This window comes from Streptomyces sp. NBC_01390 (genome assembly GCF_045040105.1).
Taxonomy (GTDB): Bacteria; Actinomycetota; Actinomycetes; order Streptomycetales; family Streptomycetaceae; genus Streptomyces.
Map to the genome: position 1 here is coordinate 829,731 of NZ_CP109551.1, position 12,373 is coordinate 842,103.

The 12,373-nt window shown below is 71.3% G+C and carries 11 protein-coding genes; 8 read left to right on the forward strand and 3 right to left on the reverse strand.

What is annotated here, in order from left to right; genetic code table 11:
- Nucleotides 1-181 precede the first annotated feature (181 nt).
- From OG241_RS03520 to OG241_RS03540, 5 genes are all read left to right on the forward strand, one after another.
- The gene (locus OG241_RS03520) at nt 182-742 is read left to right on the forward strand and encodes a DUF5134 domain-containing protein (RefSeq protein WP_405813604.1); all 561 of its coding nucleotides are present in this window, start codon (nt 182-184) and stop codon (nt 740-742) included.
- Nucleotides 743-829: 87 nt separating this feature from the next.
- Entirely contained in the window at nt 830-1,765 is a 936-nt protein-coding gene (locus OG241_RS03525; protein WP_405813605.1) for a M56 family metallopeptidase, read from the forward strand.
- A gap of 57 nt (nt 1,766-1,822) precedes the next feature.
- Nucleotides 1,823-2,509 carry a phosphatase PAP2 family protein gene (locus OG241_RS03530; RefSeq protein ID WP_405813607.1) on the forward strand — a complete coding sequence of 229 codons (687 nt, stop codon included), beginning with the start codon at nt 1,823-1,825 and terminating at the stop codon, nt 2,507-2,509.
- 132 nt (nt 2,510-2,641) lie between these two features.
- Nucleotides 2,642-2,995: a twin-arginine translocation signal domain-containing protein gene (locus OG241_RS03535; RefSeq protein ID WP_405813608.1), complete on the forward strand. Its 354-nt coding sequence runs from the start codon at nt 2,642-2,644 to the stop codon at nt 2,993-2,995.
- A gap of 44 nt (nt 2,996-3,039) precedes the next feature.
- Nucleotides 3,040-3,729, forward strand: coding sequence for an HAD family hydrolase (locus OG241_RS03540; protein ID WP_405813609.1), 690 nt, complete (start codon nt 3,040-3,042; stop codon nt 3,727-3,729).
- A gap of 260 nt (nt 3,730-3,989) precedes the next feature.
- On the opposite strand, the gene OG241_RS03545 is transcribed toward OG241_RS03540, so the two are convergent.
- Nucleotides 3,990-5,492, reverse strand: a complete 1,503-nt coding sequence (locus OG241_RS03545; protein WP_405813610.1) for an LVIVD repeat-containing protein — start codon at nt 5,490-5,492, stop codon at nt 3,990-3,992.
- Nucleotides 5,493-5,684: 192 nt separating this feature from the next.
- On the opposite strand from OG241_RS03545, the gene OG241_RS03550 reads away from it, so the two are divergent.
- Nucleotides 5,685-6,341, forward strand: a complete 657-nt coding sequence (locus OG241_RS03550; RefSeq protein ID WP_405813611.1) for a DUF305 domain-containing protein — start codon at nt 5,685-5,687, stop codon at nt 6,339-6,341.
- 51 nt (nt 6,342-6,392) lie between these two features.
- Here the strand turns inward: OG241_RS03550 and OG241_RS03555 are convergent, their stop codons facing one another.
- The gene (locus tag OG241_RS03555; RefSeq protein WP_405813613.1) at nt 6,393-6,866 is read right to left on the reverse strand and encodes a DUF6214 family protein; all 474 of its coding nucleotides are present in this window, start codon (nt 6,864-6,866) and stop codon (nt 6,393-6,395) included.
- 204 nt (nt 6,867-7,070) lie between these two features.
- On the opposite strand from OG241_RS03555, the gene OG241_RS03560 reads away from it, so the two are divergent.
- Nucleotides 7,071-8,447, forward strand: coding sequence for an FAD-dependent oxidoreductase (locus tag OG241_RS03560; RefSeq protein ID WP_405813614.1), 1,377 nt, complete (start codon nt 7,071-7,073; stop codon nt 8,445-8,447).
- 98 nt (nt 8,448-8,545) lie between these two features.
- Nucleotides 8,546-9,940, forward strand: coding sequence for a nucleobase:cation symporter-2 family protein (locus tag OG241_RS03565; RefSeq protein ID WP_405813615.1), 1,395 nt, complete (start codon nt 8,546-8,548; stop codon nt 9,938-9,940).
- A gap of 18 nt (nt 9,941-9,958) precedes the next feature.
- On the opposite strand, the gene OG241_RS03570 is transcribed toward OG241_RS03565, so the two are convergent.
- Complete coding sequence (locus tag OG241_RS03570; protein ID WP_405813617.1) at nt 9,959-12,349, reverse strand: SpoIIE family protein phosphatase; 2,391 nt, start codon at nt 12,347-12,349, stop codon at nt 9,959-9,961.
- Between the last annotated feature and the right edge of the window lie 24 nt (nt 12,350-12,373).

A 12,373-nucleotide genomic window follows, 5' to 3' on the forward strand; every position in this document is an offset into this window, starting at 1 on the left:
CCGGTGGGCCGCCGGCCGGCCGTACGTCGTACACCGTCGCCGCGGACGTCGGTGTCCGGCCTCCCGGACCTGCGGTGCTCCGGCCCGCGCTCCCCCGTGTACACCCTTGCGCTCGTCTGCGCACCGCCCGGAGCGGGCATCCCTTCAGCGACGGTCTCGGGGGTCCAGGGGGAGGGTGCGTGTGCACGGTCCGGCTTCGCCCGGGTGGCTGCTGGTCGCGTTGTGCGCGGCGACCGGCGCGTACTGCCTGCTGCGGATGCGCAGCAGGGTCGAGGAGCAGCGCCGGGCCGCGGGCGGCGAGGCGCTGATGGGCTTCGGCATGGCTGCGATGGCCGTGCCGGCCGCCGTACTCGCGCCACCGCGCTGGGCCTGGCTGGTGTACACGGCCGTGTTCGGTACGGCGGCGCTGCGCGCCCTGTGGACGGCCCGCACCGGGCGGCACCATCTGCACCATCTGATGGGCGCGTTCGCCATGGCCTACATGGCGGCCGTGATGGCCGCCGCGCCGGGCCACCACCACGGGTCCGGCGGCTCCGGGATCCCCCTGGTGACGGCGTCACTGCTCGTCTACTTCACCGGCTATGTGCTGCTGTCCGGCGTCCGGCTGGTGTCCGTACCGGTCCTGGCCGTCGGCGCCGGGGTCCGGACGGGCTCGCCGGGCTGGGGCGACCGGCCCGAACTGGCGCGCGCCTGCAGGCTCTCCATGGGCATCGCGACGGTCGCCATGCTGATCACGCTCTGACTGTACGACTGTACGAAACCGTGGTCTGCGTCACTTTGCCGCCACAGACCGTAGGTCTGAGCGCCGCCCCGCTCATAGGCTGCGTCCATGATGGTCCCCGCGGCACTGTTGCTGCTCGGCGCGCTGACCGCCGTCGTCGCTCCGCGGCTGCTCGCCCGTGCCGACTGGCCGGACCGCGAACCGGTGGTCGCCCTGTGGGTGTGGCAGTGCGTGGTGGCGGCCGTGCTGATCTGCTGCGTGCTGTCGATGACGCTGAGCGCGGCGGCGGCCTGGCTGGCCGTGCGCGGCCATGTCTTCGCCCCGGCACCGCACGCTGTCGTGGAGGCGTACGTCCTGGGCGCCTCCCGTCCATGGGCCGCGACGACGGCCGTGGCGCTCGCCTGCGGCGGGCTGTGGACGGCGGCGATGCTCGTCCGCGAGGTCGTACGGGCGCGCAGTCGGCGCAGGCTGCGGCGCGCCGAACTCCTCGTCCGCGCACCCCTGTTGCCCGGTGAGGAGCCCGGGCCCGACCGGCTGGTGGTCCTGGAGGGCGAGCGCGCCGACGCCTGGTGGCTGACCGGAACCGCACCCGGTCTCGTCGTCACCACGGCCGCCCTGCGTCGCCTGAAAGGGCGTCAGCTGGACGCGGTGCTCGCCCATGAGCAGGGGCACGCGCGGGCCCGTCACGACTGGCTGCTGCACTGCTCGGGCGCGCTGGCCAACGGGTTTCCGCAGGTGCCGGTCTTCGCCTCGTTCCGGGACGAGATGCACCGGCTGGTGGAACTCGCCGCCGACGACATGGCCTCCCGGCGCTTCGGCCGTCTGACGACCGCCCTCGCTCTGGTCGAACTCAACGAGGACCGGGGCGTGTTCGGCCCGACCCCGACCCCTCAGGCCCATGTCCCGCTGCGCGTCCACCGGTTGCTGACCGCACCGGACCGGCTGACGGCGGGCCGCCGGCTCCGCCTGACGGCGGCCGCGGCCCTCGTGCCGGTGATCCCGGTCCTGGTGGCGTTCGCACCGGGACTGCGGGCCCTGGGGTAACGCGCCGACGTACCCCTCGGTTGGCCTCCCGCCCGGAATTTCGGCGAGGATCGACCCATGCGCACCCCCCACCCCGTCCCCCGGCTCCGGCGTCCCGTCCAGCACCGGGCCGTCCGCGCCTCCGTCGCTCTGGCCCTTGCCTCTGTGCTGCTGCTGACCCTGGTCGCGGTGGACTGGCACCCGCTGATCACCCTCGACGGCGACATCGCGCGGGCCACCCATCGCTGGGCGGTCGACGAACCAGGGCTCACGCACACGTTCCGGATCCTGACGGACTGGGTCTGGGACCCGCTGACGATGCGCCTGCTGTGCGCGGCCGTCGCGGTGTGGCTGGTGTGGCGGCACTCGGCGTGGGGGCTCGCGCTGTGGCTGGCGGTCGTCTGCGCGCTGGGCACGGTGCTCCAGCAGGCGCTGAAGGCCGCGGTCGGCCGCGCCCGCCCCGTGTGGCCCGACCCCGTCGACTCCGCGCACTACGCGGCCTTCCCCTCCGGGCACGCCATGACAGCCACGGTGGTGTGCGGCCTTCTGCTGTGGCTGCTGCGCCGGTACGGCGCCGGACGAGCCGTGTGGCGTACGGCGGTCACCGGGTCGGTGATCTCGGTCCTCGGTGCCGGCCTGACCCGGATCTGGCTCGGCGTCCACTGGCCCTCCGACGTGCTCGGCGGATGGCTCCTCGGGGCGCTGGTGGTGGCGCTGGCCGTGCTGTCGTACGAGCGGTTCGGGCGGGCCCTCGAGCGTCCCTGACCTCGCGGTTCACGCCTCCACTTGCGGACGGTCGCATTCAGCCCCGAACACCCCGGAACCGTACATACGATCGACGGCGGCTGCGGGAGGCACCCGTCCAAGCCATCGAGAGAAGTCGAAACGGGGATCAACTTGTCCAGTATTTCGAGACGTTCGCTGCTGGGTTACTCGGGGACGGCCGCGGCGGGCGCTGCCCTGGGAACGGCGACACAGGCGGAGGCGGCGGCGGACGACCCCACCGCGATGCCCGAGTTCCCGTACAACACCGAGTTCAGCGGCGACTCCAACATCCGCAACGCCGAGTACAGCGAGCCCGACGGGTACTTGGGCATCTCGTTCAAGGTGGACTGCTCCACGACCGGCGCCGCCCGCCCGAACCAGATCGACCCGATCGACATCGCGAACGTGCTCAACACCTACCTCGAGTCGCGCGGCTGGCCGCCCATGACGTTCTACGGCACCCCGGTGCCCGCGCCGCTGAACTGACGCGTCTTCCCAGGCCGAACAGCTCGCCCGATAAGGTCCGGCCCATGGCTGCCGTGCTGTTCGACTTCTCCGGGACCCTCTTCCGTATCGAGTCCACCGACTCCTGGCTGCGCGCTGTACTCGCCGACCGCGGACTCGCCCTGCCGGAGCCCGAGTTCGGCGGGTACGCCCGGGCGCTGGAGTCCGCGGGCGCGCTGCCGGGCGGGGCGTCCCCGGAACGGCTGCCCGCGGATCTCGCGGCCGTGTGGGAGATCCGCGACCGGAGCGCCGAGCTGCACCGGGCCGCGTATACCGGGCTCGCCCGCCAAGTGCCGCTGCCCGACGAGGCGTTGTACGACGCGCTGTACGAGCGGCACATGACTCCGGCCGCGTGGGCTCCGTACGCCGATGCCGTCGAGGTGCTGGGCTCGCTGCGGGAGCGCGGGATCCGCGTCGGGGTGGTGAGCAACATCGGCTGGGACCTGCGGCCCGTGTTCCGGGCGCACGGGCTGGACCCGTATGTCGACGCGTACGTCCTGTCGTACGAGCACGGCATCCAGAAGCCGGACCCGCGCCTGTTCAAGGTGGCCTGTGACGCGCTCGGCGCCGTGCCGCAGGACGTGCTCATGGTCGGTGACGACCGGCACGCGGACGGGGGCGCGGCCGAACTTGGCTGCGCGGTGCACTTCGTGGACCATCTGCCCGTGTCGCGGCGGCCGGACGGGCTGCGACCGGTGCTTGACCTGATCGGCTGAGACCACGCTCCGAGTGAGGCACGCCGGTCTGAGGTGATCCCCCGCGTCACCCCAGACAGGCGGCCGCCCGGAACCACCCGCGAGGGGTCGCTCCGGCCGCGTCGGCATCGTCGGCTGACAAAATGTCAACGCAGGGGTAACAGCATGTCCCCACGCGGCTTCTCGGTCAATGAGAAATCACGGTGGCGTTTCCCCACACGCGCGTCCCGCCGGGCACCGAGATGCCCAGCGGGACGCGCGTCACGGGTTCGTCGCGACGGTCAGTCGAAGTAGTCCGGCTGCGTCTGGACGTTCAGCTCGCGCACCCGGACCTTCTTGGCCGGATCCGTGCGCCGGTCGTCGAGCTTCAGGACATCGAAGCCCTTGGCGATGTCGTTCGAGTAGATGTAGCCGTTGTAGTAGTACGCCGACCACGGGCCGGCGGTGGTGACGCGGTCGGTGGTCACCGGGCCGCGCTCGAAGTAGGCGATCTCCTTGGGCTGCGCGGAGTTGGTGAAGTCCCAGACGGAGACACCGCCCTGGTACCAGGCCTGGACCATGATGTCCTTGCCCTTGACCGGGATCAGCGAGCCGTTGTGGGCCACGCAGACCTCGGTGTCCGCCTGGTAGCGGGGGATCTTGAAGTAGCTCTTGAAGACGAGCTTGCGCTTGTCGCCCTTGCCAACGATGTCGTAGATGCCGTCGGCCCCACGGTTCGGCCCGATCTGCGCGTTGCAGGTGGCCGCGCCGCCGCCGCCCAACTCGTCGGTGAAGACGACCTTGTTGGCCTTCTGGTTGAAGGTCGCCGAGTGCCAGAACGCGAAGTTCACGTTGTCCTGGACCTGGTCGATGATCTTCGGGTGCTCCGGGTCCTTGATGGAGAACAGGATGCCGTCGCCCATGCAGGCGCCCGCCGCGAGGTCCTTGGAGGGCAGCACGGTGATGTCGTGGCAGCCGGTGGTCTTGGAGACGCCCGGGTTGGTGGGCGAACCGGGGTTGCCGCCACCGTCGGGGCCCTCACCGGGGAACAGCACCGGGAAGCCGACAACTGCCGCCTTCTCCGGAGCCTTTCGCGGAACCTTGATGATCGAGATGCCGTCGTGCGGCGGCTGACAGTCGGGGAAGGTGGCGCTCGGCGAGTACGAGGAGACGTAGATGTAGACGTTCTTGCGCTCGGGCACGATGGTGTTGGTGTGCGAGCCGCAGTCGGTCTCCACGGCGGCGACGTACTTCGGGTTCGCCTTGTCCGTGATGTCGAAGATCTTCATGCCCTCCCACGACGACTTCTCCGTCGCGGGCTGCGAGACGCTGTTGCAACTGCTGTCGTTGCGCGAGGAGTCGGTGGACAGGAAGAGCAGGTTCCCGGAGACGGAGATGTCGTTCTGGCCGCCGGGGCACAGCACCTGGGCGACGGTCTTCGGGGCCTTCGGGTCGCTGATGTCGAAGACTCGGAAGCCGTCGTAGTTCCCGGAGAAGGCGTACTTCCCCTGGAAGGCGAGGTCGGAGTTGGTGCCGGGCAGCGCGTCCTTGGGGACGTTCGTGAGGTGCGTGATGTTGTCGGAGTGGACGATCTCGTCCACCCCGGGTATCTCACCCGCGGCCAGGGCTTCCTTGACCTGGGTCTGCACGCTCTTGGAGATCTTCTCCGGCACCGTCGGGCCGTCCCCCGGGTCGGGGGTCGCGGCTGCGGGGCCGGCGGTCAGCAGCGCGGCCAGGAGTCCGGCCGCGGCGGCGACAACTCCCAGGCGTCTGTGCCGCGTTCGAGGATCGTTTAACAGGGTCACTGCTTCCTCCCTGGTAGCCGTTCGGGTCAGAACGGTTCACGGTGCTCCGAAGTATCGTCTTCATCATGCACCGATCAACAGTAGGCAACGCATTCGTCATGAAAGTTTCTGATCACCGGCGAATGGAAGCGTGCTAGGACGGACACAGCACTCACGAGGTGTCCCTCAACTCACCTGACCCAGGAGGCTGTTGTGCCCGTCCGCCGTGCGTCCCGTACGTTTCGCCCGGCCCTGGCCGTTCTCGCGCTCACCCTCGCGCTCGGGGCCTGCGACTCGACCCCGTCGCCCGACGCGAGCGCCAGGGCCGCGAAGGCGACCGGGCCTTCGGTGATCGCGCCCGGTCTGCCCGGTGAGGCGGCGAAAACGCTCTCCCCCGAGGAGGCCAAGGCACAACTGCCGGACGACTCGCCCAACTCGGCGGACATCTCGTACGCCCGCATGATGATCGAGCACCACGCGCAGGCGATCGAGATCTCCGAACTCGCCCCGAAGCGCGCCCTGTCGACACCGGTGAAGCGACTGGCCGAGCGCATCGCCGCCGCGCAGGGTCCCGAAATCGCCGCCATGCAGGGCTGGTTGAAGGACACCGGCAGCGACGGCGAGCCCACCGCGCATGCCCATGAGGCGATGCCCGGCATGGCCACCGAGGCGCAGCTCGCCAAGCTGCGCGCGGCCAAGGGGAAGGCGTTCGACGAGCTGTTCCTGACGTTGATGATCACGCATCACGAGGGGGCCGTCACCATGGCCACCGAGGTGAAGGCACAGGGCAACAACGTGCGGATCGAGGAGATGGCGGACGACGTGATCGCCCAGCAGACGTCCGAGATCAACAGGATGCGCGGCATGTAGCCGGGAGCCGCCGAGCCGGTCGGGGCTCCTCCCCCTGTCGGAAGTCCTCGCTCAGCGCCGGGCATGACGGGGTGAGAGGAACCCGGCGTCGCGGGCCTGTGAGATCAGCCGGAGGGATCGGCGACGGCTGTACCCGGTCGCGCACATCACGGCGAGAACGGGGTCGGCGCCCTCTTCCTGGGCCGCGCGGTACTCCTCCGCGATCAGCCAGCGCCCCTCGACACCGCGCGGCCAGGCCGGCCGGGCGCGACGCGGCCGCGGGCAGAACTCGGTCCGCGCGTCCTCCCCCGGCCCGTCTCCGCACGCGTCGAAGAGCGGCCCCTCGATCCAGTCGGCGAGCCCCGCCAGATCGTCCAGCGACAGCGCCGGCTGCGCCCGTACGTCCTCGATGGAGACGCCCGCCTCACGGACCACGGCGAGCAGGTCGACCTGGGCGCCGTCGGTGAAGGCGAGCCGGACGTCGAACCATGCCGTCGCCGCCGAGCCTTCGTGTTCCCGCACTTCCCAGGCGGGCCGCACCGACACCGCGCCCTCCGTCGGACAGCGACCGGAAAGATTAAGAAAGGATGCTTCTAGCACATACGGAACGTAACCGCATCATCACTTTCACTACGAACGGACACGCGCGCCCGTCTCGCCCGGCACCCTGTCAGCGCAGCTCCAGGGGTGCGATCCTGGAGGTGTCAGCAACAGGGAGTTCCGCAGCGTCCCGCAGTGAGGGGTTCCGCCGTGTTGCGTGTCGCCGTCGTGGGTTCGGGTCCGAGCGGGGTCTACACCGCGCAGAGCCTGGTCCAGCAGGATCCGGAGGTGCGGGTCGACGTCCTCGACCGGCTGCCGGCGCCCTACGGGCTGGTGCGGTACGGCGTGGCGCCGGACCACGAGAAGATCAAGTCGCTCCAGCAGAACCTGCGCACGGTTCTGGAGCACGAGCGGGTGCGTTTCCTGGGCGGGATCCGGATCGGCCGCGGGCCCGGGGAGCTGCCCGTCGCCCGGCTGCGGGAGCTGTACCACGCGGTGGTGTACTGCGTGGGCGCCGCCACCGACCGCCATCTGGGGATTCCCGGCGAGGAACTGCCGGGCAGCTGGTCGGCGACAGAGTTCGTTTCCTGGTACAGCGCACATCCGGACGCCGTCGACGACGGCTTCGTCCAGGGGGCACGGTCCGCCGTGGTCATCGGTGTCGGGAACGTGGCGGTGGACGTGGCCCGGATGCTGGCGCGCGGCCCGACCGAACTGAGCCCCACCGACATGCCGCAGGCGGCGCTCACCGCGCTGTCCGCGAGCAGGGTGACCGACATCCACATGGTCGGTCGGCGCGGCCCCTCGCAGGCCCGCTTCACGACCAAGGAGCTGCGCGAGCTGGGTTCACTGCCGGACACTCGAGTCGTCGTGGACGAGGCCGAGTTGACGGTCGATCCGGCGTACGCCGACCCGTCCGCCCTGCCCGCCGTACAGCGCCGGAACGTGGAGGCGCTCCGCACATGGGCCGCCCTGCCCGCCACGGACGCCACCCGGCGCATCCGGCTGCGTTTCTTCCGTCGCCCGGTCGAGTTGCTCGCCGCCGGGGACCGGGTCGGTGCGGTGCGTTTCGAGCGGACGGCGCCGGACGGGAACGGCGGCGTGACAGGGACAGGGCGGTACGAGGACATCGAGGCGCAGCTCGTGCTCCGCTCGGTCGGCTATCGCGGGGTCCCCCTCGACGGGCTGCCGTTCGACGAGGCCCTCGGCACCGTGCCCCATCTCGCGGGCCGGGTCCTGCGCGCCGGGCGCCCCGCGGTTGGCGAGTACGTGGCCGGCTGGATCAAGCGCGGCCCGACCGGCGTCATCGGCACCAACCGGCCCTGCGCCAAGGAGACGGCGACCTCCCTGCTGGCGGACGCGGCCGTGCTCGTACGGCGGGAGAGGACCGAGGACCCGCTGACCGCACTGCACGCGGAGGGGTTCCGGCCGGTCGGGTGGACGGGCTGGCAGGCCATCGAGCGGGCCGAGGCGGAACTGGGCGCCACGCTGGGGCGAAGCACCGTGAAGCTCCCCGACTGGGAGTCGCTCATGGCGGCGGCGCGGGCGGAAGGCGCCTCGGACGTGACACCCCTTCCGGGGGCGTGACACACACCGGCAACAGGTCAGTAATCAACAATCTGTTCAAGCCCCTTACGGTCTCGTCGAGTCCGGACGCCCGCTCGCCTGCCGCCCCTGGAGTGCCCATGGCCGTCACCTCTCCCCCACCCGTACATCCCGTCGACGAGGTCCCACCCGTGCGGCAGCTCGCCGCCTTCGGTCTGCAGCACGTGCTCGCGATGTACGCGGGAGCCGTGGCCGTGCCCCTGATCGTCGGCGGCGCGATGAAGCTGTCACCCGCCGACCTGGCGTATCTGATCACCGCGGACCTGCTGGTGTGCGGGATCGCGACGCTCATCCAGTGCGTGGGTTTCTGGCGCTTCGGCGTCCGGCTGCCGATCATGCAGGGGTGCACCTTCGCGGCCGTGTCGCCGATGGTCCTCATCGGTACGACGGGCGGCGGGCTCCCCGCCATCTACGGCTCCGTGATCGTCGCCGGGCTCGCGATCATGCTGCTGGCGCCGGTCTTCGGACGGCTGCTGCGCTTCTTCCCGCCGCTGGTGACCGGGACCGTGATCCTGATCATCGGGCTGTCGCTGCTGCCGGTGGCGGGCAACTGGGCGGCCGGCGGGGTGGGTTCGGCGGAGTTCGGCGAGCCGAAGAACCTGGCGCTGGCCGCCTTCGTCCTGGTCGTGGTGCTCGGTGTACAGCGGTTCGCGCCGGTGTTCCTGAGCCGGATCGCGGTACTGACCGGCATCGTGGTGGGGCTGGCCGTGGCCGTGCCCTTCGGCTTCACGGAATTCGACGGGGTCGGGGACGCCGACTGGGTCGGCATCAGTACGCCGTTCCACTTCGGGGCGCCCACCTTCGAGGCGTCGGCGATCATCTCGATGCTGGTGGTGGCCCTGGTGACGATGACCGAGACGACCGGTGACCTGATCGCGGTCGGCGAGATGACCGGCCGGAAGGTCGAGCCTCGCTCGCTGGCCGACGGGCTGCGCGCGGACGGCTTCTCCACCGTCCTGGGCGGCGTCTTCAACACCTTCCCTTACACGGCGTACGCGCAGAACGTGGGCCTCGTCGGGATGACCCGGGTGCGCAGCCGCTGGGTCGTGGCAGCCGCGGGCGGCATCCTCGTACTGCTCGGTCTGCTGCCCAAGCTCGGCGCGGTGGTCGCGGCCATACCGGCGCCGGTGCTGGGCGGTGCGGGGCTGGTGATGTTCGGGACGGTCGCCGCGAGCGGGCTGCGTACGCTCGCCGCCGTCGAGTTCAAGGACAACCACAATCTGACGGTCGTGGCCGTCTCGGTGGCCGTGGGCATGCTGCCCGTCGGTGTGCCGACGGTGTACGCGAAGTTCCCGGACTGGTTCCAGACGGTGATGAACAGCGGGATCAGCGCGGGCTGTCTGACGGCGATCGTACTGAACCTGCTCTTCAACCACCTTGCGGGGAAGGGCGGTTCAGCCAGCGGCGACAGTACCGAGGCGGACGACGACGGCGGACGGCCCGCTGTCGAGAAGCCCCGGGAAGAGATCGTCTAGGTCGTCCCGGCGCGGGGTTCAGGGAGTCGGCGGGAGTTCCTGTTCCGCCCAGATGGTCTTGCCCGTGCCTGTGGGGCGGGTGCCCCAGCGGTCGGTGAGCTGGGCGACCAGGAGGAGGCCGCGTCCGCCCTCGTCGAAGGTGCGCGCCCGGCGCAGATGCGGCGAGGTGCTGCTGGCGTCGGAGACCTCGCAGATGAGGGTGCGGTCGCGGATCAGCCGGAGCTGGATGGGGTCGCCGCCGTAGCGGATCGCGTTGGTGACCAGTTCGCTGACGACCAGTTCCGTGACGAAGGCCGCCTCGTCGAGGCCCCAGCGGGTCAGCTGCTCGGAGGCGTGTTTACGGGCGACGGCGACCACGGCCGGGTCGGCGGGCAGGTCCCAGACCGCGACCTGTTCGGCGTCCAGGGCACGGGTGCGGGCGACCAGCAGGGCGACGTCGTCGCCCGGTGTCCGCGGCAGCAGGGCGCCGAGCACCGTGTCGCAGACCTCCTCCAGGTTGCCGGCCGGGGCGGCAAGTGCCGTACACAGGGCGGCCGTTCCGGTGTCGAGGTCACGGTCGCGGGCCTCCACCAGACCGTCCGTGTAGAGGGCCAGCACAGCGCCCTCGGGCAGCTCCAGCTCGGTCGCCTCGAACGGCAGCCCGCCGACCCCGAGCATGGGACCGGCGCTCACCTGCACCACCTCGACCCGGCCGTCGGGATACCGGACGACGGGCGGCGGATGCCCGGCGGCGGCAAGCGTGCAGCGCCGGGACACCGGGTCGTAGACGGCGTACAGACAGGTCGCGCCGATCTCGCCGGACTCGCCGCTCTCGTCCGTCCCGAGATGGCCGACCAGGTCGTCGAGGTGGGTGAGCAGTTCGTCGGGCGGCAGATCGACGTCCGCCAGTGTCCAGACCGCCGTCCGGAGCCTGCCCATGGTCACCGAGGCGTGCAGACCGTGGCCGACGACGTCCCCGACGACCAGCGCCACCCGGGTCCCGGACAGCGGGATCACGTCGAACCAGTCGCCGCCGACGCCCGCCTGGGACAGCGCTGGCAGATAGCGGGAGGCGGACTCGACGGCCGCCTGGCCGGCCACCGTCTGGGGCAGCAGGCTGCGCTGGAGGGCCAGGGCGGTGGTGCGCTCGCGGGTGTAGCGGCGGGCGTTGTCCACGCACACGGCCGCGCGGCTGACCAGTTCCCGGGCCAGCGACTCGTCGTCCTCGTCGAACGCGTCGGGCTTCTCGGGCGTCAGGAGCCGCACGAACACGGCCACGCCCAGCGTCGTACCGCGTGCCGTCAGCGGTACGGCCATCAGTGAGAGGTCGTGGCTGTCCGTACCGTCGTCGCCGCGCAGTTTCGCCGAGCGGGCCGTGTGCCGGCCGAACCAGCGGTCGAGGTCCGGGTCACCGGTGCGGGCGAGGACGGGCAGGCCGGTGGCCAGCGCGCGGGCGGGCGGCGCGTACGCCGGGTAGACGTCCGCCGCGCCGAGTCCGATCGCCGCCTCAGGCACCCCGGCCGTGAGCGAGTGGTGGGCCACCCGGCGCAGCTCCACGCCGGCCTCCACCTGCCCGCCCGTCGGTTCGTCGCCCTGGAGCACCGAGTCCAGCAGGTCCACGCTGGCGAAGTCGGCGAGCCGGGGCACCACCAGTTCGGCGAGTTCCCGGGCGGTCTGTACGACGTCGAGCCGGGTGCCGATGCCCGCGGCGGCCTCGTTCAGCATGGCCAGCCGCTGCCGCGCCCAGTGCTGCTCGCTGCTGTCGAAGCCGGCGAGGGCGACGCCGAGCAGTTCGTCGGCCGGACTGCGCAACGGCCACATCTCGAAGTTCCATGCGTGCATGCGCCGCCCCGAGGGTGACCGGGTCCAGCTCTCGTAGTGGACCGGCCGCCCGGTCTCCGCCACGATCTCCAGATGGCGCAGGAAGCCCCGGCTGTGTTCGGCGTCCTCGACGGTGTCGGGGAAGTAGCGGTGCAGGAACGCGGCCTCGGGCTGCCCCATGACGGCACAGGCCGTGTCGTTCATCCGCAGATACCGCTGCTCGGTGTCGAAGACGGACATCGACACCGAGGCCTGCCGGAACGCCAGCTCGGCCAGGGCCCGCCCGGCGTCGTCGGGCGCCGCCGTGACGACGTACGCCCGCCGCGACCCCACGACGGGACACAGCCGCAGCGCCAGCTCCACACTCCGCCCGTCGCGGTGCCGTACGCCCACGACGGCGGCGCCGGAGGTGCGCAGTTCCCGCCAGACCGCGCGCGGGTCGCCGGTCGCCAGGTCCCCCGCCGGGCGGCCGGTGACCTCGGCGGCGGTGTGTCCGGTGAGCCTGCGGGCACCCTCGCTCCAGCCCGTGAGAGTGCCCCGCGCGTCAATCACCGCCAGCGCGTCACCAGCCGGGACCACCCGCTGTTGCTCGCGCGGCCCATTCACCATATGCCCAAGAATGAGGGCATTGGT